Here is a 26,506-nt window from a genome sequence, read left to right as displayed (position 1 = left end):
GACTACGCCTATCAGGCTCTTGCTACAGTTTTTTTACGGATTTGAGACAACCGACAGGTCCGCGAAACCCATGGTTTGGGTGTGGTGGCGTCGGGTTCAACAAAAAAGCCCATGCTCTGCGGGTCGGGAGCAAGGGCTTGATGTTTCACGTGAAATATAGCCGGCGATTTATGCCGAAAGGGCCTTGAACTCGGCGAGGATGGCGTCGCCCATTTCGGTGGTGCCGACCTGGCGGCTGCCGGCGGACATGATGTCGCCGGTGCGGATGCCGCTGTCGAGGACATTGGCGATCGCCTTTTCCAGTGCATCGGCTTCGGTGACCAGACCGAAGGAGTAGCGCAGGCACATGGCGAAGGAGGCGATCATGGCGATCGGGTTGGCGATGCCCTTGCCGGCGATATCAGGCGCAGAGCCGTGTACCGGCTCGTAAAGCGCCTTGCGCTTGCCGGTCTTGGCGTCGGGGGCGCCGAGCGAAGCGGACGGCAGCATGCCGAGCGAACCGGTCAGCATGGCGGCAACGTCGGACAGCATGTCGCCGAAGAGGTTATCGGTGACGATGACATCGAACTGCTTCGGCTGGCGAACGAGCTGCATGCCGCCAGCATCGGCGAGCATATGCTCGAGCTGGACGTCGGCGTATTTTTCCTTATGCGTCGCGGTGACGACCTGGTTCCAGAGCACGCCGGACTTCATGACGTTGCGCTTTTCCATCGAGCAGACGCGATTGTTGCGGGTGCGCGCCAGCTCAAAAGCGACGCCGGAGATGCGCTCGATTTCGTAGGTATCGTAAACCTGCGTGTCGATGCCGCGCTTCTGGCCGTTGCCAAGGTCGATAATCTCTTTCGGCTCGCCGAAATAGACGCCCCCGGTAAGCTCGCGCACGATCAGGATATCGAGGCCTTCGACCAGCTCCGGCTTCAGTGAGGAGGCCGATGCCAGCGCCGGGTAGCAGATGGCCGGGCGCAGGTTTGCGAAAAGCTGGAGATCCTTGCGCAGGCGCAGCAGACCGGCTTCCGGGCGCACTTCATAAGGCACGTCATCCCACTTCGGACCGCCGACGGCGCCGAAGAGAACGGCATCGGCGGCCATCGCCTTTTCCATATCGGCATCGGAGATCGCCGCGCCGTGCGCGTCATAGGCGCTGCCGCCGACCAGACCCTCGTCGGTAACGAAACCGGCACCCTTCGCCTCGTTCATATAGGCGATGATCTTGCGGACTTCGCCCATGGCTTCAGGGCCGATGCCGTCACCCGGCAGAAGGAAGAGATTGCGCACTGTCATGGGAAGAGCCTCCGCAAAAGAAACAAGTTGCGGGGTTCTTAGACCTGCAAATGCGGCTTTTCAAGCGAGGAAGGGTAGGAAACGGTACGGTTTTGCGGCTTTTGAGAGTAACCATCCGCCCTCGTGGTTCGAGACGGCCCTGCAGGCCTCCTCACCACGAGGGCGTGTGAATGTTCCGCTTACTCAGCCAGACCCAGCGAGGCCAGGTAGGCAGCCGATGCCGGGATCTTCGACTTGTCTTTGATCTCGATGATCAGGCGCGGATTGCTGTTAAGCTTGGCAAGGGCGGCGAAGACGGCGCGCCAGTGGATATTGCCCTCGCCGAGGCTCCAGTGGCGGTCGGCATAGCCGTCGGCGTCCTGCAGGTGGACGTGCTGCAGACGGTTGCCGGCGGCGTGGACGTAGTAGTCGACCGGCGGTGCGCCCGTATAGCCATGAGCATAATGGGCATGGCCGGTATCGATCGACACGGCGACGGCCGGTGAATTGAAGCTGTCGGCGAGGCCGACGCGGATATGCGGATCCTTGTCCTCGATGTTTTCGATGACCATGGTCAGCCCGATGTCCTCGGCGCGCTTGACGGCGTCCTTCAGTGTCAGATGCGTGTATTCGATGATCTTTTCGCGTTCGCCCTTGTTGTTGTCGAGGTTGTTGTAGGACCAGGATGTATAGGGGCTGTGGATGACCATCTGCGTCGCGCCGATATTGGCGCAGACATCAAGCGCCTGCAGGAGGCGCCTGGAAACAACGGCGCGGATATCCGGATCCTGCGAGGCGATGATGAAGCCCCAGAACGGACCATGGATGCCGAGACGGCCCTGATGTCCGTCGAGCAGTTTTCTGGCACGCTCGGCAAGCGGCGCCCAGTCGCCATTCAGGATTTCGGCCTCGACGAAGCTCTGCAGTTCCAGGTCGCGGGGCTTTTCGAGCAGCCAGCCGCGATGGGTTTCGACGTCGGAGAGCGTCATGGCGGCGCCGACAATGGGAAGGGAGGTCATGGGGAATGCTCCAGTGGGGAGGAGGAAAATCGGGGGGCGGGAGAGGCCTGAAAGGGCTCCGCGGAGACTGTATGATCCCCGTTCTTGTCGGGCATATTACAGCTGGCTGGATCTCATGACCTTTATGGGCCGGGGCATAAGAAAAAAGCCGGGCTTTTCAGCCCGGCTTCGACACGCAGATGTGATGATGAAATCGATCAGGCGGCCCAGGGATGAGCGGCTGCGTTCGACTTTTCGAACTTGTCGATCGCGGATGCCTTTTCCAGCGTCAGGCCGATATCGTCGAGGCCGTTCAGCAGGCAGTGGCGCTTGAATTCGTCGAGCTCGAACTTCAGCGAGCCGCCGTCCGGGCCGGTGATCTCGAGGTTTTCCAGATCGATCGTCAGGATGGCGTTGGAGCCGCGCGAGGCGTCGTCCATCAGCTTGTCGAGATCTTCCTGGCTGACCTTGATCGGCAGAATGCCGTTCTTGAAGCAGTTGTTGTAGAAGATATCGGCGAAGCTGGTCGAGATGACGCAACGGATGCCGAAGTCGAGCAGTGCCCAAGGGGCATGTTCGCGCGAGGAACCGCAGCCGAAATTATCGCCGGCGACGAGGATCTTGGCGTTCTGATAGGCCGGCTTGTTCAGCACGAAATCCTGGTTTGGCGAGCCGTCTTCATTGTAACGGGCTTCGGCGAACAATCCCGTTCCGAGACCGGTGCGCTTGATGGTCTTCAGATAATCCTTCGGGATGATCATGTCGGTGTCGACATTGACGACCGGGAGGGGTGCCGCGACACCGGTCAACTTCACGAACTTGTCCATAGGTCCTGCCTTCAATTTTCGTCTATGCACGAATTATCCTGCCAATAGCGTAAATCCGGCCCAAAATGAAGGGGAATCTTGGAAATGCTCCGCAGGTGGGCGCATCCGTCGCGGTGCTGCAATTTAAGGATTGCGCGCACAGGCGCATCGGGAGCGGCAAGACACCGCCCTGCTCGATATCAGAGGTCGATGATCGTGCCGCGGCCGTCGTTCCAGACGCGCATCTCGCGCTGACCGTTGTTCGCCCTGGCGCGCACCGGAACCGGTTTCATCCGCAGCGAAATCGCGCGGCCCACCATAAGCGCGGTGAGGATGCCGCCGACGGCGAGCGTCAGCGAAACGGTAAACAGCGCCATCGCCGCAAACACGGTGATGCCGGCAAGCGCGATAAACAAGGAACGGATGTTTTTCATGGTCGAGACCTCTCTACTCATGGAAATGTGGTCCTCTCTTCTCCCATCTGCAAGAGGAGCGTGGCTTTTTGTTGTCGCGCCATTGTCATCTTGCCTAGAGATTGAAAGCGCGGCAAAACTGGAGGATGAGTAGAGCTGCCCCTCCCCGTTCCGTCTGCCTGCGCCGTTCGGTGCTGAGCGTTCCCGCGATCAACCTTCGCGCGCTTGAAAAGATCGCCAGTCTCGATTGCGATGCGGTGATCTTCGATCTCGAGGATTCCGTGGCACCGGAGAAGAAGGCGGAGGCGCGGGAGAATTTGCGGGCCTTTTTCGCCGGGCCGAAGCTCGTCGGCAAGGAGCGGATCATCCGCATCAATACGCTGTCATCCGGTTTTGGTGCCGACGACCTGGATCTGGTGCTGGCGCTCGAACCCGATGCGGTGCTTCTGCCTAAGGTCGATGGACCACAAGACGTGACTGTTGTCAGCGACAGGCTTGCCGAGGCGGATGCGCCGGAGAGCCTGCGCATCTGGGCGATGATCGAGACGCCGCGCGGCATCCTGAATGCCGCTTCGATTGCCGAGGCCGGACGCACGCCGGGAAGCCGGCTCGATTGCTTCGTCGTCGGCCTCAACGATCTGCGCAAGGAGACCGGGGTGCTGCCGCAGCCGGGCCGCGCCTACCTCGTGCCCTGGCTGATGCAGGTGATTTTGGCCGTTAGCGCCTATGGGCTCGACGCCATCGATAGCGTCTTCAACGATTTCAAGGATATGCAGGCGCTGGACGCCGAATGCGGCGAGGGCCGCGCCATGGGCTTTGCCGGCAAGATGCTGATCCATCCGAACCAGATCGATGCCGCCAACCGGCATTTCGGGCCGGACGAGACGGAAATTGCCGAGGCGGAGGCGATCATAGCGGCCTTTGCCGATCCGGCCGCTGCCAGCCTCAATGTCGTCAATCTCGGCGGCCGCATGGTCGAGCGACTGCATCTTGTCCAGGCGGAAAGACTGGTTCATAAAGCTCGCCTGATTGCAGAGCGCCATCGCCCTTCGGCAAGCTGAGGGGGAGGCCGATATGTTACGAAAGACGCTTCGATGAAACTCTATCGCTTCCTCACCGGACCGGATGATGCTTCCTTCTGCCACAAGGTCACCGCCGCGCTGAACAAGGGCTGGGATCTCTCAGGTTCGCCGACCTATAGCTTCAACGCTGCGACCGGCGTGATGCAGTGTGGCCAGGCCGTCGTCAAGGAAGTTGTCGGCAAGGATTACGATCCGGAGATCAAGCTTTCGGAGCAGTAAGCGTGCGGCAATAGGACCGCTTTTCTACCGATCCGTCGCTTCTTCCGCGCTTTCCTCGATGCGCTCCATGTCCTCGTCGCTGAGGCCAAAATGGTGGCCGATCTCGTGGATCAGGACATGGGTGATGATATCGCCGAGGGTTTCCTCGTTTTCCGCCCAGTAATCGATGATCGGCCGGCGATAGAGGCGGATCTTGTTCGGCATTTCCCCGGTCTGGGCGGTGAAACGCTCGGATATCCCACGGCCTTCGAACAGGCCGAGCAGGTCGAAGGGCGTTTCCAGCGCCATGTCCTCGAACACATCATCGTCTGGAAAATCCTCGATCACGATGATGAGATTGCCGGTGAGCGAACGGAATTCGTCCGGCAGGTGGCTGTAAGCCTCCGTGGCCAGTGATTCAAACGTGCTGATTGAGGGTGCGTGGCGGTCCCGCCAATCCTCGCTCTGGTCAATGCGGGCCATGAATGCTTCCTTCCGTAGCTGGTCATATAGAGCCTTTGCTCGGCTTTTTCGAGAGCCGATTGTGGCAGAGGAATATTTTCTCATAGAATCATGTTGACTCTTTCCTCGACCTCTGGAATCCATAAGAACATAACAGGAACATAATTGATCTGGAGCTAACGTCATGGCCGAGACCGCCGTGGCGCGGGAAACGTTTTTTGCCCTGCGTGAAACCATCGCCCGACTGGAAGGCAGGCCGATACCGGCGCTGTCAGCGGCTGCGCATGAGACGCGGGCGACGGAGCCTGATGCCGGTCCGGCGGATGCTGCCCAGTCGTTGCTTGCGATCGGGGTTGCCGATCTCGACGAGGCGATGCAGGGCGGCGTGCCGCTCGACGCGCTGACGGAGATCCGTTCGCTGGCCTTGCGTCATGCGGGTGCGGCCAGCGCTTTCACGTTTGCTCTTGCCGCGCGGCTTGGGGCGCAAGCCGCCGGCAAAACCGCGGCTGTGGCGCCGGTTCTATGGATCGGTGACACGGTGGCGGCGATGGAGGCGGGCCTGCCCTACCCCATCGGCATCAGGGATTTCGGATTGGAACTGTCCGCTTTCCTGCAGGCCTCGCCACGCAAGCTGGAAGAGGCGTTGTGGCTGGCGGAGACGGCGCTCGCGAGTGCTGCCTTTGCGGTCGTCATCCTGGAAGTGCGCGGCAATCCGGCCCGCTTCGGCCTGACCGAAAGCCGGCGGCTCGCGCTTCGGGCCAAGGCGGCGGGACGGCCTTTGTTTCTCTTGCGGCAGGGAGGCGAAGAGGAGGCAAGCAGCGCCCTCTTCCGCCTCTGCGTCGAACCCGCGCCGGCTTTGGCGCGGCCTCTACCGGACGGATCGATGCTTGGCGGTAGCATCGGTCATCCGGCCTTTCGTCTCACCCTGGAAAAGAGCCGTAACCCGGCGCCTTTTTCCATAACCCTGGAATGGAATGCCCATGACCGCCAATTTTCCCCTGTCCCCGACGCTCAGCGTCCTGCCTTTCCCGACGAATACACAGCGCATTCTGGCGCTGACCTTTCCGCATCTGCCGACCGACCGGATCGCCCGCAAGCGCTGGGGTCTCTCCTGGCGTACAGCCGGCTGGCTTGAAGCCCCACCGCTCGCCTGCGCCGGCAAGCTCAGCAATGCCATGCGGCTCACCGCGCTTAACGAAAAGGCGGAGATCGTCGGGCTGAAGCTCGGCCTGGGTGTTGCCGAGGCGAAGGCAATCTGTCCCGCTCTCGACGTCGTCGAAGAGGATCTGGCGGCAGACCGCAAGCTGCTGGAGGCAATCGCCGACTGGTGCGATCGTTATACGCCGCTGGTGGCGATCGACGGCAAGGACGGGCTTTTTCTCGACATTACCGGTTGCGCCCATCTCTTCGGCGGCGAAGAGGCGCTGCTCGAGGATATATTGATCCGCATTTCCGGGCTGGGGTTTGATGTTCGCGGCGCCATTTCCTCGGCGCCGGGCCTGTCCTGGGCGGTTGCCCGCTTCGACGACAGCCGTGTCGTCCCGCCGGACGCCATGGAAGAGGCGCTGGCGCCGTTGCCGGTCGCTTCGCTGAGGCTCGGCGAGGAAACCGTCGCCGCCTTGCAGAAGCTGGGATTGAAGCAGGTGGGCGATCTTCTTGTCGCGCCGCGCGCGCCGCTCACCCGCCGTTTCGGCGCGCAACTGCTTCTGCGGCTCGATCAGGCCATTGGCCTGACTGAGGAACCGATCTCGCCGCGACGGCCGGTCGCGCAGTTGTCAGCCGAGCGGCGGCTTGCCGAGCCAGTGCAGGCCGAGGCCGATATCCTGCAATTGGCCCATCAGCTTGCCGAAACCCTGAAGCCGGGGTTGGAAGCGCGTGGCGTCGGCGGCCGCCTGTTCGAACTCCTGCTGTTTCGGGTCGACGGCGCGGTGTTCCGTATCGCCGCCGGCGCGTCGCAGCCGCTGCGGGAGCCAAGGCGGATCGCCGGCCTGTTCACCGAGCGCTTTACCGCCATTCATGACGATCTCGATGTCGGATACGGTTTCGAGATCGTCCGTCTCAATGTTTTGCAGCATGCGCCCTTCGACGCAATGCAGGGCGATTTCGTCGAGGAGGACCGGCAGGGCACGTCACTTGCCGCCTTCGCCGACCGGGTTGCGGCGCGGCTGGGACCGGACTGCCTGCAGGGTTTCGAGTTGCGGCAAAGCCATATTCCAGAACGGGCCGTTCGACCGGTACCCGCCATGAACATCCTCGCCGCTCGCAGGCGGACGGGCAGTGAAGATGCCGGTCATGGCTTTTTCCGGGGCGAACGGCCGCTTCGGCTGTTTCGCATGCCGGAGCCGATCGAAGCCTTTGCCGCTGAAGTGCCCGACGGCCCACCCCGGCAGTTCCGCTGGCGGCGGATGATGCACCGGGTCCTGCGGGCTGAAGGGCCGGAGCGGCTGGCGGCCGAATGGTGGATCGAGGAGGAAGACGACGTCCCGGAGCGCGATTATTTCCGCATCGAGGATGAGGGCGGTCATCGCTACTGGCTGTTCCGCAAGGGGCTTTATGGTCGAGGCGACACGGCGCCGGACTGGTATATGCATGGGGTCTTCGCATGACCGCGCGTCCGAGTTTTCACGAACCTGTGCCCTTCTTCGAGATCGGGGTGAGAACGAATTTCTCCTTTCTCGAAGGTGCCTCGCATCCGGAAGAAATGGTGCTGGGCGCGAAGATCGCTGGCCTTGCCGGCCTCGGCCTTGCCGATCGCAACAGCGTCGCCGGCGTGGTCAAGGCGCATGTCATTGCCAAGCAGCATGGCTATCGTTTTCAGCCCGGTGCTCGCCTGGTCTTTTCGGACGGCACGCCCGACATTCTTGCCTATCCGCAGAACCGCCAGGGCTGGGCGCATCTCTGCCGGCTGCTGAGCGCCGGCAATTTGGCTGGTGAGAAAGGCGTTTGCATCCTGAACGAAAGCGATCTGCTGAAATGGGGCGACGAGATGATGCTGGCGCTCGTTCCGGATGCGGCGAGCGTGGAGACACCGGAAGGACAGGCAAGGCTGGAGGAATGTCTTGCGCGGCTGTGGATGCGCTTCGGCAGGAAGCTTCATATGGTCTTGTCGCCTGCCTATGACGGGCGGGATCGGCTGGTCTTTGCGACCCTTTCCATCCTGGCGCTTCGAAATGGCGTGCGGCTGATCGCCAGCAACCAGCCGCTCTATCACGCAACAGAGCGCAAGCCGCTGGCCGATATCGTCGTTTCGATCCGCGAGCATGTGCCGATCGCGGAAGCCGGCTTCAAACTCGCGGCCAATGCCGAACGCTATCTGAAGGGAGCAGCCGAAATGGCGCGCCTTTTCAAGGATTATCCGAAGGCCATCGTCAATACGCAGAAATTCTTCAGTCGGCTGTCTTTTTCACTGGATGAGCTGAAGCACAATTACCCTGATGAAAGCGTTCCGGGCGAGACCGTATCGGAAACGCTGGAGCGGCTGACGCGGGCAGGTGCGAAACGGCGTTATCCCGATAAGATTCCCGATAAGGTCGCCAGGCAGATCGATTATGAACTCGAGCTCATCCGCGAGCGGCAATACGAGCCCTATTTCCTGACGGTGCATCGCATCATGGACTATGCCCGCAGCCAGAATATTCTCTGCCAGGGTCGCGGATCCGCCGCCAATTCCACGGTCTGCTATTGCCTTGGGATTACCGAGGTCAATCCGGAAATCACGACGCTCTTGTTCGAGCGCTTCATTTCCACGGAGCGGGAGGAGCCGCCGGATATCGATGTCGATTTCGAGCACGAGAAGCGCGATCAGGTCATCCAGTTCATCTATGACCATTATTCCAAGGAGCATGCCGGGCTGACGGCGGCGGTCACCAGCTATCGGGCGCGTTCGGCCGGCCGCGAGGTGGCGAAGGCCTTCGGCCTGTCGGAGGATGTGCAGTCCGCCTTGGCAAGTGGCGTCTGGGGCTGGTCGACGGAGGAACTGTCCGAACGCGAGGCCAAGCTTGCGGGCCTCGATCTCAAGGACAAGACGACGCAGCGCGTGCTGTCTTATGCTTCGACGTTGATGGGGTTTCCGCGCCATCTGACCCAGCATGTCGGCGGGTTCGTCATCACCAAGGACCGGCTGGATGAAGTCGTGCCGATCATGCATACGGCGATGAAAGATCGTTACATGATCGAGTGGAACAAGGACGACCTCGACAATCTCAACATATTGAAGATCGACGTTCTGGCGCTCGGCATGCTGACCTGCCTCGCCAAGGCTTTCTACCTGCTGCTGCTGCATTACGACGTGAAGAAGGAGCTCGCCGATCTTGGTTACGCCAATTATGCCGATGGCGGGCCGGTCTATGACATGATCTGCCGCGCCGATACGATCGGCGTCTTCCAGATCGAAAGCCGGGCGCAGATGAGCATGCTGCCGCGCCTCAAGCCGCGTGAATTCTACGATCTGGTCATCGAGGTGGCGATCGTCCGCCCCGGCCCGATCCAGGGCAATATGGTGCATCCCTATCTCAAGCGGCGTGAGGCCGATCGGGCAGGAAAGGACCTCGATTATCCAAGCCCCGAGCTGAAGGAAGTTCTGAAGCGAACGCTGGGTGTCCCTCTGTTTCAGGAACAGGCCATGCAGATCGCCATTACCGCGGCAGGTTTTACCCCTGCGGAGGCTGACAAGTTGCGCCGGGCGATGGCGACGTTCAAGCGAACCGGGACCATCCATACCTTCGAGAAGAAGATGGTCGAGGGCATGGTTGCTCGCAATTATGAGCGTGAATTCGCCAAGAACTGCTTCGAGCAGATCAAGGGTTTTGGCGAATATGGCTTCCCCGAAAGCCATGCGGCTTCCTTCGCGCTGCTCGTCTACGCCTCCTCCTGGCTCAAGACCTATTATCCCGATGTCTTCTGCGCGGCGATCCTCAATGCTCAGCCCATGGGCTTCTATGCGCCTGCACAGCTGGTGCGCGATGCGCGCGAGCATGGCGTCGAGATGCGGCCGGTGGACGTCAATCATTCCAACTGGGATTGCCTTTTGGAGGAAGCGCGCTTCGATAAGGGTGCGATCGAGCCGCGCCATGCGTCGATGCGGGAGGTGATCCGGACGAACCGGGCCGTCCGTCTCGGCTTTCGGCAGGTCAAGGGGTTGTCGGAAACCGATATGGGTGAACTCGTTGCCTGTCGCGGCTCCGGTTATGTCTCCGTGCGCGATCTCTGGCTGCGTTCCGGCCTTGCCAAGTCCGCCATAGAGCGGCTCGCCGATGCCGATGCCTTCCGGTCGATCGGGCTTGAGCGCCGTGAGGCGTTATGGGCCGTCAGGGCGCTGGATGCGCAAAGTGCCGCCGAAAAGCTACCCCTCTTCGATCTGGCCGACCGTGCCGACCTGCAGGTCGAGCCAAAGGTTGCCCTGCCGGAGATGTTGCCGGGCGAGCAGGTTATCGAGGATTATCGTTATCTCTCGCTCTCCCTGAAGGCGCATCCGGTTTCCTTCCTGCGCACGGATTTCGCGCGGCAGGGCATCGTGCAGAGCCGGGATCTGCCCACGATCGCCAATGGGCGGATGGTGACGGTGGCGGGACTGGTGCTGGTGCGCCAGCGGCCGGGCTCGGCGAATGGGGTAATCTTCATGACGCTGGAGGACGAGACCGGCGTTGCCAATGCGATCGTCTGGCCGAAAATGTTCGAGAAATACCGCGCTATCGTGATGGGCGCCCGGCTGGTCAAGATCCGCGGCCGCCTGCAGAGCGAGAGCGGTGTCATCCATGTGGTGGTCGATTACATCGAGGATATGACGTCGGCGCTCGGCATCCTGCAGCGCGAAGCGCGACGGTTTGGCGTCAGCGACCGGGCGGACGAGGCCCTGCGCCCAACCATGGATCATCGCCAGAGCAAGCGGCGTGTAAGCTCAGGCCGGCCGGATCAGGGACAGGCCGATATCGCGACGGATGGCCGCGGCGATGTTGCCGGGACGGCGAGAGTCATGCCGCGCGGCCGCAATTTTCATTGAAAACTGGGGAAAAACAGGATGCCGCTCCTGTGCGGGGCGATATCCCGAGCTTTGCCTAACGAAAAATGAATCGATTCTTTACTTGACAAGAACCCTCTTCTTTCGCAGATAACAGGATAGCAAATGTCATGTTTGACGGACTGAGCGAAGAATGCTGGTTTGTAGCTGTAATTATATCACCGACAGAGAAATCCGGGACGTCATCAACGAGTTCCTGGATGAGGACTGTTGGCAGCTCATCGTCCCCGCCAAGGTGTATCACGCCATGTCGAAGCGCGGCCGCTGCTGCGGCTGTTTCCCGAATGTCGTTGATATCATTATACAGACAACTCAGGACTATCATGCCCGTCGCCACTCGACGGAAGCCGAAATATTTGATTTCATGTCCCGCCTGAAAAAATTCCATGAAGAAAACAGGAGAGCGGACATTGAAAGGCGACAAAAAAGTCATCGAGCGGCTTAACGAGGCTCTGTTCCTCGAGCTCGGCGCAGTCAACCAATATTGGGTTCATTACCGGCTTCTCGAAGATTGGGGCTACACCAAGCTTGCCAAGAAGGAGCGTGCGGAATCCATCGAGGAGATGCAGCACGCCGACCGTCTCGTCGCCCGTATCATCTTCCTAGAAGGACATCCGAACCTGCAGACGCTGGCCCCGCTGCGTATCGGCCAGAATGTCAAGGAAGTGCTGGAAGCGGATCTTGCCGGCGAATACGACGCCCGCACCGCCTACAAGAAGTCGCGCGACATCTGTCATGACGCCGGCGACTATGTATCGATGAAGCTGTTCGAACAGCTGCTGATCGACGAGGAAGGCCATATCGACTTCCTGGAAACCCAGCTCGAACTGCTCGGCAAGATCGGCGAGGCCAAATACGGCCAGCTCAACGCCGATTCGGCTGACACCGCCGAATAATCGCATTCAGATCCGGCCGCTTTCGAGGCGGCCGGATCTCACTTTGCGTCAGTCTTCGGCCTTCAGGCCGGCCAGGTGCTGGAATTCAGCGACCACCCGCTCATAGACCGGGCGCTTGAAGGCGACGATCAGGCCGGGCAGCTCCGTCATCGGCTTCCATTCCCAGGCGTCGAATTCCGGCTCGTGGCCGCCGGGCGGCGGGTTGATGGCGATTTCGCTCTCGTCGCCATCGAAGCGGAAGGCGAACCAGCGCTGGGTCTGGCCACGAAATTTCCCCCTGAGGCCGATACCGATCAGTTGCGGCGGCAGATCGTAGTTGATCCAGTCTTTTGCTTGCGCCAGTAGCGTCACCGTCTTCATCCCGGTCTCTTCGTAAAGCTCGCGATAGGCGGCTTCCAGCGGGTCCTCGCCCTTGTCGATGCCGCCCTGCGGCATCTGCCAGAGCTGCGGTGAGCCGTCATACTCGGAATTGCCGATCGGAATGCGCTTGCCGGCCCAGACCAGCCCCTCGCGGTTGAGCACCATAATGCCGACGCAGGGGCGATAGGGCAGGTCTTCGGCTTTGACGGGTGAGTGGGTCTTGCTCATCTTGTCCTCTAGCGGTCAGGGGTGTCTAGAGCGTTTAAACGCTCTAACTTATTGTTTCTACTCAATTTCGGACGGAAAGCCGCTAACGCGTTTTTCCTGGAATTGCTTTGGGATCGTCGGCAAGCGCCGAGACGGCGACGATCTCGATGCCGCGCATGGATGCCTCCTGGCTCCATTTGCTGATGGCATCGATGCTCTCGTCAAAGGCGGAGGCCACGCCGATCGCCGTGCCATTGCGGCGTGCGACACGCTCCAGCTCGTCGAGTTTCTTCAGGATGGCATCCTGCTGCAATTCACCATCGAGCTGCATGTCGGCGAAAGCGTGCGGTGTCTCCAGCGCCTTGGCGACGGTGCCGGACTTGGACTGCGCGGACGAGCCGTCGTCGAGGAACAACAGGCCGCGCTTGCCGATATCGCGCATGACGGGCTGCAGGGCGTCGGTGTTCGACAGGAAGCGCCCGCCGAGATAGTTCATTACGCCGGTATAGTTGGTGATCTTGCCCATGGCCCTGTACAGGTTGTCGATGTTCTTCGCCGCTGATTGCGAGGTCAGAAGTGTCTCAGGCCCGGGGTTGTTGCTGGGATAGTCGAAAGGCTCGAAGGGTACCTGGATCAGGATCTCATGGCCGCCGCGCCGCGCCTCCTGCATCCAGCGCTGCAGGCTGTTGCCGCTGGCGGCAAAGGCGAGCGTGATTTCTTCCGGCAGCTTCTCGATGGCGCGCTGCGTGCCGGTCTGGCTGAGGCCGAGGCCGCTGACGACGATGGCGACACGCGTGCCGCGGGCGCCGGACCAGGGCCGCGCATATTGATCCATGGGCCTAAGCCCGCTCGGCGCGATGGCCGGCAGCCTGCCGAAGGGTGAATCCTCCAGCAGGCTTTCGTTCGGCGTTGCCGCCATACGCGGATCCTGGCCGATCTGGTTGGCATTGATCAGCACCGGGCCGCTGCCGTCACGCGCGGTCGGGCTGAACATGGTCACGACAGAGCCATCGCTGGTGACGATGCGCGAGGTATTGGCGCCGGATTGCGGATCGACCTCAGTCAGGCTTGGCTGATCAGTTGCGGCGGGCTTGTCGTTGGCCGGTGGCGCGGGCGCCGTCTTCTCGGCCGTCTCGACCGGTGGTGGGGTTTTCTGAAGAGTGTCGCGCAAGAGCGCCGAATAGAGGGAAAAGCTGGCGATTGCGATCAGACAGAAGCCGGCGAGGATACGCCCGAAGGGCGGCCGCCGTCGCTTGCGGTCCGGGCCGCGGTTCTGGCCGAGCGGTGCATGCAAATCCGTTCCCAAAGTCCGTATCCACCCCAAGCGGGAAACTGTCTGCCCCAGACGCAAAACACGGAAGCATGATCCGAATAGATTTGGAGCGGGATGAGATCAGTCATCCCGCTCCGGATATGAAAAGCGCCGGGTCTGTTTCCAGCCCGGCGCTGTTTCCTTATTTGGAGGAAACCGCCTTTTCCGGATTCGGCGGGAAGGCCGGGTCGGTCTTGACGCCGCGCAGCAGGTCAAGCGCGTAGTTGAGCTGGAGATCGTCCTTCGGATCCGGCGGCACATAGGCGGCCGAGCCGGAGCCCTGATCGGTTTCGCTCTGGCCCTTGATGTGGCCCGGCAGGCTGGATTCACCTTCGGTCACCAGCTTGCCCTTCAGCTCGTCCGGCAGTGGCTGGTCAACCTTGATGTCAGGCGTGATGCCGGTGCCCTGGATGGAGCGGCCCGACGGCGTGTAATAGAGCGCCGTCGTCAGGCGCAGCGCGCCGTTGCCGTCGCCAAGTGGGATGATCGTCTGGACCGAGCCCTTGCCGAAGGACTGGGTGCCGACGACGGTGGCGCGGCGCAGATCCTGCAGGGCGCCGGCGACGATTTCCGAAGCCGAGGCCGAGCCGCCGTTGATCAGCACGACGATCGGCTTGCCGTCGGTGATGTCGCCCGGGCCGGCATTGAAGCGGCGTGTTTCATCCGGATTGCGGCCACGGGTCGAGACGATCTCGCCGCGCTCCAGCACATCGTCGGCAACGTTGATTGCCTGGTCGAGCAGACCGCCCGGGTTGAGGCGCAGGTCGAGGACATAACCCTTCAGCTTGTCGGCCGGGATGTCCTTCTTGATCTTGGCGATCGCGGCTTCGAGATCCGGCGTGGTTTTTTCGGTGAAGGAAATGATGCGGAGATAGCCGACATCGCCCTCTTCGCGCGACTTGACGGCGGCAACGGCGATCACGTCACGGATGATGGTGAGCTCGATCGGCTTGTCGGCGCCCTTGCGCAGCAGCGTCAGCTTGATCGGCGTCTTGACCGCGCCGCGCATCTTCTCGACGGCGTCTTCCAGCTTCAGGCCGCGCACGGACTGGCCATCGATGGCGGTGATGTAGTCGCCGGCGAGAACGCCGGCCTTGGCGGCGGGCGTGTCGTCGATGGGGGTGATGACCTTGACCAGGTCGTTGTCCATCGTCACTTCGATGCCGAGACCGCCGAATTCACCCTTGGTCTGGGTACGCATGTCGTCGGCATCCTTGGCATTCATGTAGCTCGAATGCGGGTCCAGCGAGGTCAGCATGCCGTTGATGGCGGCTTCGATCAGCTTGTCTTCCTGGGGCGGCGTCACATACTGCGCGCGCACACGTTCAAAGACATCGCCGAAAATCGACAATTCCTTGTACGTGGAAGAACCAGCGGCTTCCGCCGGCACTACCGCCGTGTAGATAACGCTCATCGCGGTCGCACCCATCAATGCGCCAACGAGAACAAGAGAAGCCCTACGTATCATTGCGTGCCTTTCCAGTATCCTTTGAGGTCCACCAGGGTCGAGAATCGACCGGCTTCCCATCTTTTCGAAATTCAATGTAAAGCGTTGGCCGATCCGTTTCCAGCGCCAATGCAGTCGCACTCGCGACTCTTTTTTGGCCCATCACCGCGAGCGGCTCGCCGGCGAAAACAAATTTGCCCAGACGCGTCTTGATCGCGTCCATACCGGACAGCACCATATGGTAGCCGTCGCCCGTGTCTAGAATGACCATCTGGCCGTAGCTGCGAAACGCGCCGGCGTAGACGACTGTCCCATCGGCAGGAGCGGTGACGAGTGCGTCGGGGCCGGTTGCGAGCGTGATGCCCATCGCCGTATGTCCCGTACCGTCGTCGTCGCCGAACTGGCGGAGAATATCGCCCGCCACAGGCAGCTCCAATTTCCGTTTAAGATCGGAAAACGGATATGCGGGCGCAATGCGGTTTTTATCGGGCACACCGCTTTCGGCCAGGGCCTTGGCCTGCTCGCGCTGCTGATCGGTCAATTGCTCCCGCCGGAACTGCTCCGCCCGCGCAGCGGCGGCGGCGTCGCGCACCGAGCCGATCTGGCTTTCCAGCGAGGCGACAAGGCCCTCGAGGCTGGTCGCCTGGCCCGCCAGTTCCTCGGAGCGCTTGCGCTCGGCATCGAGTTTCGCGGCATTCTCGTGGCTGAGCTTGTCGTTCTCGCTAAGCAGCAGGTCCATGCGCCGCTCCTCCTCCAGACTGTTGGTCATGGTGGTGGTGAGATCGGCCTTCTCGGCGGCGGTTTCGGCATGCAGCTTGGTGAGATCCGTCAGGTCGGCGATGAGCTTGTCCGTCTCCTTGCGCATGCCGGGAACGACGGCACCAAGCAGGATGGCGCTGCGCACCGAGGCAAGCGCATCGTCCGGCGTCACCAGCAGCGCCGGCGGCGGATTGCGGCCCATGCGCTCCAGCGCGCCGAGAACCTCAGCCAGCAGCGCGCGGCGATCGTGCAGCGATTTGCGGATCTTGTCTTCCTTGACCGCGAGATCGGTCAGCGTCTTTTCGCTCTGCTGGATCTTGCGGTCCAGATCCCTGCGGCGGGTGGCGCTGTCGATCAGGGCCTGGCGCAGGCTGGCAGTGCTCTTGTCGAGCGCGGCGATGCTGTCGGTCAGGGCTTTGGTCTTGTCGGAGGAAAGGCTGATCGTCTTCGACAGATCCTCCAGTGCTGCGCGGGTTTCGTCGCGCTTGCGGGCGAGCTCGGCTGCCGGATCCGGTGCCTGCTCTGCCGGTCCCGTCGATGGTGGTGCGGCGGCAGGCTGGTCGCCCGTCGCCTGTGCCACCGTGCCGTTATCTTCCTGCGCGAGCGCCATGTCCCGAAACTGAAATGGGCCTGCCACATAGGCACCGACGCCAAAGCACACCGCCAGGGACGGCAGCAGCAGGCGGGAAAATGTGGGCGGGGTTTTTCTCATCCAGTCGGTTCGGGCTTGGTCCCTTTAGATCGCGCGAAATTAAGCTGATTTGCCGCGATTACCTAGGAAGCATCATTGTTTTTCCGGCGGGAATCAAAACACGCCTGTGTGAGCGTTCCGTTAACGCAAAATGGCGCAAAGCCAAACTGTTTTCGAAGGGCTGGATTCTCGCCGGCGGACCGTCAAACCCGGTGGTAGGGATGCCCCGACAGAATGGTGACGGCGCGGTAGAGCTGTTCGGCGATGAGAATACGCACGAGCTGGTGCGGCCAGGTCATCTTGCCAAGGCAGATGGTGGCGTCGGCTCTGTCGTAAAGGGAAGGGTCGAGGCCGTCAGCGCCGCCGATGGCGATGGTCAGGTCGCGCTTGCCCTGATCGCGGAAGGTGCCGAGCAAAGCGGCGAAGGCTTCGCTGTCGAGCGCCTTGCCCCGCTCGTCGAGCAGAATAAGGATACCGCCGTCCGGATGCGCTTTCTGTAGCAGAACCGCTTCTTCACGCTTGCGCGTTTCGCCGTTGGAGGCGCGGCTTTCAGCCACTTCGGTCATCCGCGCCAGTTCCAGGCCGATTGCCGGACCGGCCTTGGCGAAACGGTCGAGATAACGGGCCGCAAGATCCTTTTCAGGGCCGGTTTTCAACCGTCCCACGGCAAAAAGACCTATTCGCATTCCTGCTCCCAAGCATATCCGCCGTCGTGGCGGCGCACATATAGACCGTTGCCGGACAAAATGTCCGGCGCTTCAAAATAGCCTGCCGGGACCGGGAAATGCTTCCGGGAACCGGTTAGTGCAACGTGCCCTCGTCGAGGTCAGGCGCGGCCCACATCTTCTCGATGTTGTAGAACTCGCGGATCTCAGGACGGAACACATGGATGATGATGTCACCGGTGTCGATCAGCACCCAGTCGCCGCCTTCGAGGCCTTCGACGCGGGGAGAGCCCAGGCCTTCGTCCTTGAGGTCGGTGGTCAGGTGGTCGGCAATCGCCAGAACATGGCGGCTCGAACGTCCGGAGACGACGACCATGTGGTCTCCAAGCGCGGATTTGCCAGCAATGTCGATGGTGACGATATTTTCGGCCTTGGAGTCCTCGAGGCTAACGAGGACGGCTTGCAGGGCTCGGGCGGCGGCATCAACGCCACGTTCCGGGCTCTTCGGGATAACGACAAGCGTTCTTCCCTTGGCGTGTACTGTTGTCAGTGCTTTTCCTTCCTTGAGTAACAGAACATGCACATAGGTGATCTGAGTCGATCACACTACAAAGATAGGCATCAAAGCATAAAGGTTTCAAGACGCCGGCGGGTATCTATTGGTCGTGAAGACACGCTTTTGTGTCAAAGGTTGGTTCTTTCGCACTATATACGGGCAATTGTTCATGCCGGCTGTCGATCAAGGCTTCCGAGGTGGCAATATCCGCCGAATTTGCGTGCCATGTACAGGCGGGCGAAGGCCGCGTATACACGAGAGCAGACCGAAACGCCCCGATGCCATGACCAAAGTTCCGCAACAATCCCTGAAGCCTGTCCTCCGTGTCCATTTTTCCGGGCAGGATCGGCTTGGGCGCGGCAAGATGGAGCTTCTCGAGCATATTCGCGAAACCGGTTCGATTTCGGCGGCCGGCCGCGCCATGGACATGTCTTACCGCCGCGCCTGGCTGCTCATCAGCGAATTGAACCACATGTTCCGGGAGCCGGTGGTCGAATCGCAGCGCGGCGGCCAGAAGGGCGGCGGTGCGGTGCTGACGCCGTTCGGCGAGGAGTTGTTGCAGCGCTTCCGCTCCATGGAAGGCGCAGTGCGCGCGGCGATCGCCGGTGACCTCGCATGGCTGGAGGCCAATCGCAGTGATGGCGATGAGGCTTCGGAGTCCTGATCGATCCTAGGATTCGAGCGCCACGGTCTTTATGACCACATGGATGGGCAGGCCAACACGCAGATCCATGCGTTCGGCGGAAAATTGCGTGATGCGGGCAAGCACGATGTCGCCACCGCAATCGACCTTCACCTCGACCGTTCCGTCGGCGGTAGCACCCATCCCCAGCACATAGCCGTCGAGAATGTTGAGGGCGCTGAGGCCCTCCGGCCTGCCTGTTGCCAGCATGACGTCGCGGGCGGGAATATGGACGCGAACGGTCTTGTCGATGCCGGCGGCTTCGCCGGGCACGAAGACCTTTGCCGCCTTCAGCGCCACGACGGTCAGGCGATGCTGGTGGTCGACATGCTCGACGCGGCCCTCAAGCAGAACACCGGCTTCGCGGCGATCGCTCGCCTGCGGGCCGGAAAGCTCGCTGAAGATTTCGACCGCCGGTCCCATCGCCTCCACCTTGCCGTCGCGCATGACGACGACGCGGTTCGCCAGCCGCGCCACCTCGGCGATCGAGTGGCTGACATAGATGACCGGCACTTTCGTTTCGTCGCGCAGACGTTCGAGATAGGGCAGGATCTCGGCCTTGCGGGCCTCGTCGAGTGCGGCCAGCGGCTCGTCCATCAACAGCAGTCGGGGCGAGGACAGGAGTGCGCGCCCGATGGCGACGCGCTGCTTCTCGCCGCCGGAGAGCTTTCCCGGCCGCCGGTCGAGAAGAGCTTCGATGCCGAGGAGATCGACGACACCGTCGAAGCTTTCGCCGCGCTCGTTCTTCGGCGCGAACCAGCGGCCGTAATTCAGGTTCTGACGCACGGAAAGATGCGGAAACAGCCGGGCTTCCTGGAAAACATAGCCGAAGCGGCGGCGATGGCGCGGCACGAAGAGATGCTTGTCGCTATCGGCAAGCAGGTCGCCGTCGAGGCTGACACGGCCATGGTCGGGGCGGATGAGGCCGGCGATGATGCGGATCATCGAAGTCTTGCCGGAGCCGGAGCGGCCGAAGAGCGCGGTGACGCCGCCGTCGGCGGTGAAGGCTGCGTCGAGCGAGAAGGCGCCCAACCGGTGGCGGATATCGACGGAGAGCGTCATTCGAAATCCACCCTCTTGCCGGCGAGATAGGCGAGGAATTCCGAGGCGAGCAGGGCTGCCATGGAGATGATGATGGCGATGATCGTCAGCCGCATCGCGCCTGCATCGCCGCCCGGCACCTGGGTGAAGGTGTAGATCGCCGAAGACAGGGTCTGCGTTTCGCCGGGAATGTTGGAGACGAAGGTGATGGTGGCGCCGAACTCGCCCATCGCCTTGGCGAACGACAGGATCATGCCGGCGATGACGCCAGGCAGGATCAGCGGCAGGGTGACGGTGAGGAAGATCCAGAGCGGGCTGGCGCCGAGCGTTCCGGCCGCCTCCTCAAGCTTGCGGTCGACCGCCTCGATCGACAGGCGGATGCTGCGGACCATCAGCGGAAAACCCATGACGCCGCAGGCGAGCGCCGCACCCGTCCAGCGGAAGGACAGCACGATGCCGAGATATTGGTCGAGCAATGCGCCGATCGCGCCTTTGCGGCCGAAAAGGATGAGCAGGATGAAGCCAGTGACGACGGGCGGCAGGATCAGCGGCAGATGGATGAGGCCGTTGAGGATCGACTTGCCCCAGAACTTGCCGCGGGCGAGCAGCAGCGCGGCGACAATGCCGAAGGGCAGGCTCACCAGCATGGCGACGGTCGAGACGCGCAGGCTCAGCTCGATCGCCGTCCATTCGTCGCTGCTCAAACTCAATGCGTCCAAGTCCCGCCTCGTAAAAATATGTCAGGCTCGCCAATATAGCTGGCGAGCCTGGAGGGATGAGCTCTTGCCTAGTGTCGAACTGTGAGGCTCAACGCTTCAGGACAGTAAAGCCTTCATGCTCGAAGAAGGGAACAGCTTTAGCCGATTTCAGATAGTCGACATAGGCCTGCGTGTCCGGGTTGGTGCTACCGGCCGTGATTGCGATCGGATAGACGATCGGCGGATGGCTGTCTGCCGGGAAGGTGCCGACGACGGCGACGCCCGGATCGGCGGCAACGTCGGTCTGGTAGACGATGCCATAGGGTGCTTCGCCGCGTGACACCAGGGCGAGCGCGGCGCGCACGCTTTCAGCGCCGGCGACCTTCTTCTCGACGGACGGCCAGATGCCGAGCTTTTCGAGCGCGGCCTTGCCATACTTGCCCGCGGGCACCGATTCCGGCTGGCCGATCGCCAGGCGTCCGTCACCGAGAAGGCCGGCAAGGTCCGTGCCCTGCTTGATCTCGACCGGCTTGGCCTTGTCCTTGGCGGCGACGAGGACGAGCTTGTTGCCGAGCAGGTCGACGCGGCTGTCATCCTTGATCAGCTTCTTCTCGGCGACGTAGTCCATCCAGTTCTTGTCGGCGGAGATGAACACGTCGGCGGGTGCGCCATTCTCAAGCTGCTTGGCCAGCGGTCCGCTTGCCGCATAGGAGACGGTGACCTGCTTGCCGGTTTCCTTGGTGAAGGCGGCGTCGAGGTTGTCGAGCGCGTTTTTCATGCTGGCGGCGGCAAAGACCGTGATCTTGTCGGCGGCAAGCGCCGGCGCCGGAATGGCCGACAGGCCGAGCCAGGCGGCGGAGAGGGCGGCAGTTGCAAGTTTAAACCATTGGCGGCGACCGGTGGCCATCATATTTCTCCCAGAGATTGTCGAGATATTTCGAGAGATATAACGGTCGAGGAAGCTTGGCTAGGGGATATATCTGAAAAAGCATAGCGACACTGCAGCCGTAACCACACGAATTTAATGGGGTTTTCCATTCTCCGTGCATATTGAGGGGCTTTGATGTCGCGAAAATGCATGACTAGAATCGCCCAGGACAATGGCGAACGCTCACGACCTGAGACGCAACGTTACGAATCGTGCGTTTTCGCCGATAATTCGCAAAAGTATGATTCTTGGGATTGCCTGCTCGCAGCTTCGGATGATGTAAAAGAAGCGTTTTTTGGGCAGGGATTTTTCAGAGCTATGATCTATATGCATTGCTGCATTGCGCTATCGGCGATTTATCTTTCGGTCAAATCTGTTAAAACCTAAACATCGGAACGGCGATCTCCTCCTCCCAATGCCTTCCGATAACGATCGGCAACTCTCCTCCTCCCTGTTGCTGATCAGGTTTGAAAGCCCGACGGATCTCCTCCCCCGTCGGGCTTTTCATTTCTGGAGGTTTCTCCCAAAATCAAGCCTGATATTACAAGGATGCCGTTATTGCGCGGCGCGCAAGGCCGTCGAGCTTAGCGTCGAACGTCGGCCATGGATGAAGGTCCAGGCGGGCGCCTGCTTCTTCCAGAGAACGCGGGCATCGTCTTCGTCGACGCGGGCATATTGAAACGTCTTGGCCATCTTCGCGGAGAGATAGGAAAGCGTCGATCCCGGCCGGTCGATGACGGCGATCGGAAAGGTGCGGGCGATCTCCTGCCATTTCTGCCAGCGATGAAACGTGTTGAGGCTATCGGCGCCCATGATCCAGATGAAATGGATATGGGTGTTGCGCGCCTTGATGTAGGCGAGCGTATTGGCCGTGTAGCTCATGCCGAGCGTCTGCTCGAAAGCCGTTACCTTGATGCGCGGATCGTGGGTGATCGCTTCGCTGAGCGCGATGCGCTCGGCAAGCGGCGCCAGATGGTTGCGGCTCTTCAGCGGATTGCCCGGCGTTACCATCCACCAGAGCTGGTCGAGACCGAGCCGGCGGATGGCAATTTCGGCCACCAGCGCATGACCCTGATGCGGCGGGTTGAAAGAGCCGCCGAAAAGACCGACCACCATGCCGCGTTCGGCATGCGGCATGCGCAGATGGCGGTAATCGATCTCTTCTTTCAGCACGTCAGGGCCGTATCTGTCCGGTGCCGCGCACACGATATTTGAAGGAGGTGAGCTGCTCGACGCCGACAGGCCCGCGCGCATGCATCTTGCCCGTGGCGATGCCGATTTCCGCGCCCATGCCAAACTCGCCACCATCGGCAAACTGCGTCGAGGCATTGTGCAGCAGGATCGCCGAATCGATCTCGGTGAAGAAGCGCTCGACGACATCAGGGTCCTCGGCAATCACAGCTTCGGTGTGATTGGAAGAGTATTTGCCGATATGGGCAATCGCGCCGTCAATGCCGTCGACGATGGTGACGGAGATGATGGCGTCGAGATATTCCGTCGACCAGTCTTCTTCGGTGGCTGCCTTCAGGCCCGGAACCAGCCGGAGCACCTCGGCAGAACCGCGGATTTCGCAACCGGCTTCAGTCAGCCCATCGAGCAGCGGCTTCAGATGCGTTGTCACGACCTTGGAATCCACCAGCAGCGTTTCGGCCGCGCCGCAAATGCCGGTGCGGCGCATCTTGGCGTTGACAACGATCGCCTTCGCCATGTCGAGATCGGCAGAGGCGTCGATATAGACGTGGCAGAGGCCTTCGAGATGGGCGAAGACCGGTACACGGGCTTCGCTCTGCACGCGCGCCACGAGGCTCTTGCCGCCGCGCGGCACGATGACGTCGATCGTGCCTTCCAGTCCGCGCAGCATGGCGCCGACGGCGGCGCGGTCGGTGACAGGAACGAGCTGGATCGCGTGTTCCGGCAGGCCGGCGGCCTTCAGGCCCTCGACCAGGCATTCATAGATCGCCTGCGACGAGCGGCGCGAATCGCTGCCGCAGCGGAGAATCACGGCATTGCCGGCCTTGAGGCACAGCGCGCCGGCATCGGCGGTAACATTCGGGCGGCTTTCGAAGATGACGCCGATGACCCCGAGCGGCGTGCGAACGCGCTCGATCTTCAGCCCATTCGGCCGATCCCAGGCGGCAATGACTTCGCCGACCGGGTCCGCCAGCGCGGCAATGGCGCGGATGCCCTCGGCCATCTCCGTGACGCGCTTATCGTTGAGCGTCAGGCGGTCGACGAAGGAGGCGAGGATGTCAGTGCCCTCGATGTCCTTCAGATCCTTGGCATTCTCGGCGAGGATATGATCCTTGCGGGCAAGGATGGCATCGGCCATGGCGGTGAGTGCTCTGTTCTTGCTCTCGGTCGAAGCGAAGGCCAGCGGTCGCGACGCAGCCCGGGCCTTGCGGCCGATATCGTTCATCAGCGCATCGATGTCGGGGCTTTGTGCGACGGTATCAAGCATGAGCTTCATCCTTCTTCAGTTTTTCGGCCTTCGTTTTGACGGATGCCGTCATGACGAGGTCGTCGCGGTGCACCATGGCGGCGCGGCCGGCATAGCCGAGGATCGCCTCGATCTCCGCCGACTTGCGGCCGGTGATCTGGCGTGCCTCCTCGGCATCGTAGCCGGCAAGGCCCCGGGCGATTTCGCGGCCGGAAGGGCCTATCACGGCAACGGTATCGCCACGGCCGAAATGGCCGACGACCTTGCGCACGCCGGCAGGCAGCAGGCTTTTGCCGGCGCCGAGCGCGGTCACCGCACCCTCATCGACATGCAGTTCGCCGGCCGGCTGCAGTTGTCCGGCAATCCAGGTCTTGCGAGCGGTGACGGGCGTGCCCGACGGCGCGAACCAGGACGAGCGAGCGCCGTTTTCGATTGATTTCAGCGGACGGTCGGTCTTGCCGGAGGCGATGATCATGGCGCAGCCGGCGCCGGTGGCGATCTTGCCGGCATCGATCTTGGTGCGCATGCCGCCGCGCGACAGTTCGGAGGCGGCGCCCCCGGCCATGGCTTCGATGTCAGGCGTGATCTCGGCGATGGTTTCCAGAAATTGTGCCTGAGGATCGAGATGCGGCGGAGCGGTATAGAGCCCGTCGATGTCCGAGAGCAGCACCAGAAGGTCGGCGCCGGTCATGGTGGCGACGCGGGCGGCGAGGCGGTCATTGTCGCCATAGCGGATTTCGCTAGTGGCAACGGTGTCGTTCTCGTTGATGATCGGCACGGCGCCGATCTTCAGAAGCTGGTTGATCGTCGCGCGGGCGTTCAGGTAGCGGCGGCGCTCTTCGGTGTCACCGAGTGTCAGCAGGATCTGGCCGGCGACGATATCGTCATGCGACAGGCTTTCCGACCAGGCGCGGGCCAGCGAAATCTGGCCCACAGCCGCTGCCGCCTGGCTTTCCTCTAGCTTCAGCGCACCGGAGGGAAGATCGAGCACGGAGCGCCCGAGCGCGATGGCGCCCGAAGAGACGACCAGGACATCGACACCTCTAGCCTTCAGCGCGGCGATATCGGCGCACATGCCATCAAGCCAGGCTTTCTTCAGGCCGGTCTTGCGGTCGACGAGAAGCGCCGAGCCGATCTTGATGACGATGCGGCGGTAGCGGTCGAGCGACTTGCGGGCAGTCATCCCTGCTGCTCCCCGCCGTCACGATCATCGTCATTGTCCTCGCTTTCGTCTTCACCGCCGGAGGATTGCATGTCGCGATGACGCACCTTCAGTGCCTTCATCGGCGCTTCCTGCGCTGCGCCACCATTGGCTTCGACGATGATGTCGCGCAGCGCGCGCAGCACCTCGGTCATGCCGCTGCCGGTAATGGCGGAAATGCAGAAGGGCGTCTTGCCGCAGGCTCGCGCCAGCTCGCGCGTCTTCTTCTTCAACGTCTCCTTATCCACCACGTCGATCTGCGACAGCGCCACGATCTCCGGCTTGTCGGTAAGCTCGTTGCCGTAGGCTTCGAGTTCGTGCTTCACGGTCTTATAGGCCTTGCCGACCTTCTCTTCCTGGGCGGAGACCAGATGCAGCAGCACGCGGGTGCGCTCGACATGGCCGAGGAAGCGGTCGCCGATGCCGACGCCCTCATGGGCGCCTTCGATCAGGCCGGGAATGTCGGCCAGCACGAATTCCTGGCCGTCGATGGTGGCGACGCCGAGATTGGGGTGCAGCGTGGTGAAGGGATAGTTGGCGATCTTCGGCCGGGCGCGGGTGACGGCGGCGAGGAATGTGGACTTGCCGGCATTCGGCAGGCCGACGAGGCCGGCATCGGCGATCAGCTTCAGCCGCAGCCAGATGGTCTTCTCTTCACCCGGCAGGCCGGGATTGGCCCAGTCCGGGGCCTGGTTGACCGAGGATTTGAAATAGGCGTTGCCGAAGCCGCCATTGCCGCCGGGGGCGAGGCGATAACGCTGGCCCTCCAGCGTCAGATCGCAGATCAGGGTTTCCTCGTCTTCCTCGAAAATCTGCGTGCCGACCGGAACCTTCAGTGTGACGTCGGCACCCTTGGCGCCGGCGCGGTTGCGGCCCATGCCATGCGTGCCGATGGTGGCCTTGAAGTGCTGCTGAAAGCGGAAATCGATCAGCGTGTTCAGCCCGTTGACGGCCTCGACCCAGACGTCGCCGCCTCGGCCGCCATCGCCGCCGTCGGGACCGCCGAATTCGATGAATTTCTCGCGCCGGAACGAGACGCTGCCCGCGCCACCGTCACCAGACTTGATATAGACTTTTGCTTGGTCGAGAAATTTCATGTTGCGTCCGTCACTCGGTATCGGCGCATGACTTTCCCGGATCGAACGGGATTGGGGAAAGCCTACGCGCTCTTTTCAATTGTTACCGCGCTTTTTGCATATTCGTTGGGATATGCAGCGCGGTCATTTGCCCGTCATGTCGCCTTCGATATAGGCGGTTCAGCCGGAGGTCAAAGACTATCGTGAAATTGATGATCTATAACATCCTGCACGGTTTCAACCTCTTCCTGTCGGTCCAGGTGGACGTAAGGCCTGAGGTTCCGATCACTCCCGGTGAGGGTTGAGATCGATGAA

Annotated in this window: 26 protein-coding genes and 1 pseudogene; 9 read left to right on the top strand and 18 right to left on the bottom strand. The window is 61.7% G+C overall.

Going from position 1 to position 26,506, the window contains the following annotated elements; translation table 11 throughout:
- Positions 1–168: 168 nt before the first annotated feature.
- From leuB to AC1RO0_RS26390, 4 genes are all read right to left on the bottom strand, one after another.
- The gene (gene leuB, locus AC1RO0_RS26405; protein ID WP_498595522.1) at positions 169–1,281 is read right to left on the bottom strand and encodes a 3-isopropylmalate dehydrogenase; all 1,113 of its coding nucleotides are present in this window, start codon (positions 1,279–1,281) and stop codon (positions 169–171) included.
- 179 nt (positions 1,282–1,460) lie between these two features.
- Entirely contained in the window at positions 1,461–2,279 is an 819-nt protein-coding gene (locus tag AC1RO0_RS26400) for a sugar phosphate isomerase/epimerase family protein (protein ID WP_153369300.1), read from the bottom strand.
- Between the two features lie 197 nt (positions 2,280–2,476).
- The gene (leuD, locus tag AC1RO0_RS26395) at positions 2,477–3,085 is read right to left on the bottom strand and encodes a 3-isopropylmalate dehydratase small subunit (RefSeq protein ID WP_007698764.1); all 609 of its coding nucleotides are present in this window, start codon (positions 3,083–3,085) and stop codon (positions 2,477–2,479) included.
- Between the two features lie 179 nt (positions 3,086–3,264).
- Positions 3,265–3,498, bottom strand: a complete 234-nt coding sequence (locus AC1RO0_RS26390; RefSeq protein ID WP_037219472.1) for a hypothetical protein — start codon at positions 3,496–3,498, stop codon at positions 3,265–3,267.
- A gap of 125 nt (positions 3,499–3,623) precedes the next feature.
- On the opposite strand from AC1RO0_RS26390, the gene AC1RO0_RS26385 reads away from it, so the two are divergent.
- Together AC1RO0_RS26385 and AC1RO0_RS26380 are read left to right on the top strand one after the other, a co-directional pair.
- Positions 3,624–4,538 carry an HpcH/HpaI aldolase/citrate lyase family protein gene (locus AC1RO0_RS26385; RefSeq protein ID WP_498595521.1) on the top strand — a complete coding sequence of 305 codons (915 nt, stop codon included), beginning with the start codon at positions 3,624–3,626 and terminating at the stop codon, positions 4,536–4,538.
- Positions 4,539–4,571: 33 nt separating this feature from the next.
- A complete protein-coding gene (locus tag AC1RO0_RS26380) occupies positions 4,572–4,778 on the top strand; it encodes a DUF1737 domain-containing protein (RefSeq protein ID WP_012652987.1) in 207 nt (68 codons plus the stop codon).
- A 24-nt stretch (positions 4,779–4,802) separates the two neighbouring features.
- Here AC1RO0_RS26380 and AC1RO0_RS26375 read toward each other — a convergent pair whose 3' ends face one another.
- Positions 4,803–5,240, bottom strand: a complete 438-nt coding sequence (locus AC1RO0_RS26375; protein WP_007698770.1) for a metallopeptidase family protein — start codon at positions 5,238–5,240, stop codon at positions 4,803–4,805.
- Between the two features lie 163 nt (positions 5,241–5,403).
- Between AC1RO0_RS26375 and AC1RO0_RS26370 the strand changes: the two genes are divergently transcribed.
- From AC1RO0_RS26370 to bfr, 5 genes are all read left to right on the top strand, one after another.
- On the top strand, positions 5,404–6,354 hold the full coding sequence (locus AC1RO0_RS26370) for an ImuA family protein (RefSeq protein WP_498595520.1): 951 nt from the start codon (positions 5,404–5,406) through the stop codon (positions 6,352–6,354).
- A gap of 40 nt (positions 6,355–6,394) precedes the next feature.
- Complete coding sequence (locus tag AC1RO0_RS26365) at positions 6,395–7,825, top strand: Y-family DNA polymerase (RefSeq protein WP_498595585.1); 1,431 nt, start codon at positions 6,395–6,397, stop codon at positions 7,823–7,825.
- Positions 7,822–11,217 (top strand): error-prone DNA polymerase, encoded by a 3,396-nt coding sequence (locus AC1RO0_RS26360; protein WP_498595519.1) that lies wholly within the window; start codon positions 7,822–7,824, stop codon positions 11,215–11,217. Before AC1RO0_RS26365 ends, AC1RO0_RS26360 begins: the two co-directional genes overlap by 4 nt.
- A gap of 151 nt (positions 11,218–11,368) precedes the next feature.
- Positions 11,369–11,680 carry a (2Fe-2S)-binding protein gene (locus AC1RO0_RS26355; RefSeq protein ID WP_498595518.1) on the top strand — a complete coding sequence of 104 codons (312 nt, stop codon included), beginning with the start codon at positions 11,369–11,371 and terminating at the stop codon, positions 11,678–11,680.
- Complete coding sequence (gene bfr, locus AC1RO0_RS26350; RefSeq protein WP_007698784.1) at positions 11,646–12,131, top strand: bacterioferritin; 486 nt, start codon at positions 11,646–11,648, stop codon at positions 12,129–12,131. The genes AC1RO0_RS26355 and bfr overlap by 35 nt, the downstream gene beginning before the upstream one ends.
- Before the next feature lie 48 nt (positions 12,132–12,179).
- On the opposite strand, the gene AC1RO0_RS26345 is transcribed toward bfr, so the two are convergent.
- The 6 genes and pseudogenes from AC1RO0_RS26345 to rsfS all read right to left on the bottom strand — a co-directional run bounded on the left by AC1RO0_RS26345 (position 12,180) and on the right by rsfS (position 18,151).
- Entirely contained in the window at positions 12,180–12,719 is a 540-nt protein-coding gene (locus AC1RO0_RS26345) for an RNA pyrophosphohydrolase (protein WP_498595517.1), read from the bottom strand.
- An 82-nt stretch (positions 12,720–12,801) separates the two neighbouring features.
- The gene (locus tag AC1RO0_RS26340; protein WP_498595516.1) at positions 12,802–14,004 is read right to left on the bottom strand and encodes a divergent polysaccharide deacetylase family protein; all 1,203 of its coding nucleotides are present in this window, start codon (positions 14,002–14,004) and stop codon (positions 12,802–12,804) included.
- 148 nt (positions 14,005–14,152) lie between these two features.
- Complete coding sequence (locus AC1RO0_RS26335) at positions 14,153–15,478, bottom strand: S41 family peptidase (protein ID WP_153369280.1); 1,326 nt, start codon at positions 15,476–15,478, stop codon at positions 14,153–14,155.
- On the bottom strand, positions 15,468–16,898 hold the full coding sequence (locus tag AC1RO0_RS26330) for a murein hydrolase activator EnvC family protein (protein WP_498595584.1): 1,431 nt from the start codon (positions 16,896–16,898) through the stop codon (positions 15,468–15,470). Before AC1RO0_RS26330 ends, AC1RO0_RS26335 begins: the two co-directional genes overlap by 11 nt.
- 212 nt (positions 16,899–17,110) lie before the next feature.
- Positions 17,111–17,593: a 23S rRNA (pseudouridine(1915)-N(3))-methyltransferase RlmH gene (gene rlmH, locus AC1RO0_RS26325; RefSeq protein ID WP_007698806.1), complete on the bottom strand. Its 483-nt coding sequence runs from the start codon at positions 17,591–17,593 to the stop codon at positions 17,111–17,113.
- Between the two features lie 115 nt (positions 17,594–17,708).
- Positions 17,709–18,151: pseudogene (rsfS, locus tag AC1RO0_RS26320) on the bottom strand (ribosome silencing factor).
- A 260-nt stretch (positions 18,152–18,411) separates the two neighbouring features.
- On the opposite strand from rsfS, the gene AC1RO0_RS26315 reads away from it, so the two are divergent.
- The gene (locus tag AC1RO0_RS26315; RefSeq protein ID WP_498595515.1) at positions 18,412–18,792 is read left to right on the top strand and encodes a winged helix-turn-helix domain-containing protein; all 381 of its coding nucleotides are present in this window, start codon (positions 18,412–18,414) and stop codon (positions 18,790–18,792) included.
- 6 nt (positions 18,793–18,798) lie between these two features.
- On the opposite strand, the gene modC is transcribed toward AC1RO0_RS26315, so the two are convergent.
- The 3 genes from modC to modA form a co-directional block, all read right to left on the bottom strand.
- Positions 18,799–19,872 carry a molybdenum ABC transporter ATP-binding protein gene (gene modC / locus AC1RO0_RS26310; RefSeq protein WP_498595514.1) on the bottom strand — a complete coding sequence of 358 codons (1,074 nt, stop codon included), beginning with the start codon at positions 19,870–19,872 and terminating at the stop codon, positions 18,799–18,801.
- The gene (gene modB / locus AC1RO0_RS26305; protein WP_498595513.1) at positions 19,869–20,570 is read right to left on the bottom strand and encodes a molybdate ABC transporter permease subunit; all 702 of its coding nucleotides are present in this window, start codon (positions 20,568–20,570) and stop codon (positions 19,869–19,871) included. The genes modC and modB overlap by 4 nt, the downstream gene beginning before the upstream one ends.
- Positions 20,571–20,658: 88 nt before the next feature.
- The gene (gene modA / locus AC1RO0_RS26300) at positions 20,659–21,456 is read right to left on the bottom strand and encodes a molybdate ABC transporter substrate-binding protein (RefSeq protein WP_498595512.1); all 798 of its coding nucleotides are present in this window, start codon (positions 21,454–21,456) and stop codon (positions 20,659–20,661) included.
- Positions 21,457–21,627: 171 nt separating this feature from the next.
- Between modA and AC1RO0_RS26295 the strand changes: the two genes are divergently transcribed.
- Positions 21,628–21,864, top strand: coding sequence for a hypothetical protein (locus AC1RO0_RS26295; RefSeq protein WP_498595511.1), 237 nt, complete (start codon positions 21,628–21,630; stop codon positions 21,862–21,864).
- 168 nt (positions 21,865–22,032) lie between these two features.
- On the opposite strand, the gene AC1RO0_RS26290 is transcribed toward AC1RO0_RS26295, so the two are convergent.
- Genes AC1RO0_RS26290 through obgE form a run of 4 tightly spaced genes read right to left on the bottom strand, consistent with a single transcriptional unit; the run spans position 22,033 to position 26,212 of the window.
- Positions 22,033–22,614 carry a nicotinate-nucleotide adenylyltransferase gene (locus AC1RO0_RS26290; protein ID WP_498595583.1) on the bottom strand — a complete coding sequence of 194 codons (582 nt, stop codon included), beginning with the start codon at positions 22,612–22,614 and terminating at the stop codon, positions 22,033–22,035.
- A gap of 37 nt (positions 22,615–22,651) precedes the next feature.
- Positions 22,652–23,935: a glutamate-5-semialdehyde dehydrogenase gene (locus tag AC1RO0_RS26285; protein WP_498595510.1), complete on the bottom strand. Its 1,284-nt coding sequence runs from the start codon at positions 23,933–23,935 to the stop codon at positions 22,652–22,654.
- Positions 23,928–25,097: a glutamate 5-kinase gene (gene proB / locus AC1RO0_RS26280; RefSeq protein ID WP_498595509.1), complete on the bottom strand. Its 1,170-nt coding sequence runs from the start codon at positions 25,095–25,097 to the stop codon at positions 23,928–23,930. Before proB ends, AC1RO0_RS26285 begins: the two co-directional genes overlap by 8 nt.
- Entirely contained in the window at positions 25,094–26,212 is a 1,119-nt protein-coding gene (obgE, locus tag AC1RO0_RS26275; RefSeq protein ID WP_498595508.1) for a GTPase ObgE, read from the bottom strand. Before obgE ends, proB begins: the two co-directional genes overlap by 4 nt.
- Between the last annotated feature and the right edge of the window lie 294 nt (positions 26,213–26,506).

The sequence above is a fragment of the Rhizobium sp. GW821-FHT14E12 genome (assembly GCF_058803745.1).
The sequence above is the reverse complement of the archived record's forward strand: the minus strand, read 5'-3'. Positions and strand labels throughout refer to the sequence as shown.

Bases quoted from the DNA above. Each gene is read 5' to 3' on its own strand.
- AC1RO0_RS26360 (WP_498595519.1), top strand. From the start codon at position 7,822: ATGACCGCGCGTCCGAGTTTTCACGAACCTGTGCCCTTCTTCGAGATC.
- AC1RO0_RS26400 (WP_153369300.1), bottom strand. From the start codon at position 2,279: ATGACCTCCCTTCCCATTGTCGGCGCCGCCATGACGCTCTCCGACGTC.
- rlmH (WP_007698806.1), bottom strand. From the start codon at position 17,593: ATGCGAATAGGTCTTTTTGCCGTGGGACGGTTGAAAACCGGCCCTGAA.
- AC1RO0_RS26355 (WP_498595518.1), top strand. From the start codon at position 11,369: ATGCTGGTTTGTAGCTGTAATTATATCACCGACAGAGAAATCCGGGAC.
- AC1RO0_RS26335 (WP_153369280.1), bottom strand. From the start codon at position 15,478: ATGATACGTAGGGCTTCTCTTGTTCTCGTTGGCGCATTGATGGGTGCG.
- proB (WP_498595509.1), bottom strand. From the start codon at position 25,097: ATGACTGCCCGCAAGTCGCTCGACCGCTACCGCCGCATCGTCATCAAG.
- AC1RO0_RS26315 (WP_498595515.1), top strand. From the start codon at position 18,412: ATGACCAAAGTTCCGCAACAATCCCTGAAGCCTGTCCTCCGTGTCCAT.
- AC1RO0_RS26290 (WP_498595583.1), bottom strand. From the start codon at position 22,614: ATGCCGCATGCCGAACGCGGCATGGTGGTCGGTCTTTTCGGCGGCTCT.
- AC1RO0_RS26370 (WP_498595520.1), top strand. From the start codon at position 5,404: ATGGCCGAGACCGCCGTGGCGCGGGAAACGTTTTTTGCCCTGCGTGAA.
- AC1RO0_RS26390 (WP_037219472.1), bottom strand. From the start codon at position 3,498: ATGAAAAACATCCGTTCCTTGTTTATCGCGCTTGCCGGCATCACCGTG.
- AC1RO0_RS26345 (WP_498595517.1), bottom strand. From the start codon at position 12,719: ATGAGCAAGACCCACTCACCCGTCAAAGCCGAAGACCTGCCCTATCGC.
- obgE (WP_498595508.1), bottom strand. From the start codon at position 26,212: ATGAAATTTCTCGACCAAGCAAAAGTCTATATCAAGTCTGGTGACGGT.
- AC1RO0_RS26385 (WP_498595521.1), top strand. From the start codon at position 3,624: ATGAGTAGAGCTGCCCCTCCCCGTTCCGTCTGCCTGCGCCGTTCGGTG.
- modC (WP_498595514.1), bottom strand. From the start codon at position 19,872: ATGACGCTCTCCGTCGATATCCGCCACCGGTTGGGCGCCTTCTCGCTC.
- AC1RO0_RS26375 (WP_007698770.1), bottom strand. From the start codon at position 5,240: ATGGCCCGCATTGACCAGAGCGAGGATTGGCGGGACCGCCACGCACCC.
- AC1RO0_RS26380 (WP_012652987.1), top strand. From the start codon at position 4,572: ATGAAACTCTATCGCTTCCTCACCGGACCGGATGATGCTTCCTTCTGC.
- AC1RO0_RS26285 (WP_498595510.1), bottom strand. From the start codon at position 23,935: ATGCTTGATACCGTCGCACAAAGCCCCGACATCGATGCGCTGATGAAC.
- leuB (WP_498595522.1), bottom strand. From the start codon at position 1,281: ATGACAGTGCGCAATCTCTTCCTTCTGCCGGGTGACGGCATCGGCCCT.
- AC1RO0_RS26295 (WP_498595511.1), top strand. From the start codon at position 21,628: ATGACTAGAATCGCCCAGGACAATGGCGAACGCTCACGACCTGAGACG.
- AC1RO0_RS26365 (WP_498595585.1), top strand. From the start codon at position 6,395: ATGCGGCTCACCGCGCTTAACGAAAAGGCGGAGATCGTCGGGCTGAAG.
- modA (WP_498595512.1), bottom strand. From the start codon at position 21,456: ATGGCCACCGGTCGCCGCCAATGGTTTAAACTTGCAACTGCCGCCCTC.
- leuD (WP_007698764.1), bottom strand. From the start codon at position 3,085: ATGGACAAGTTCGTGAAGTTGACCGGTGTCGCGGCACCCCTCCCGGTC.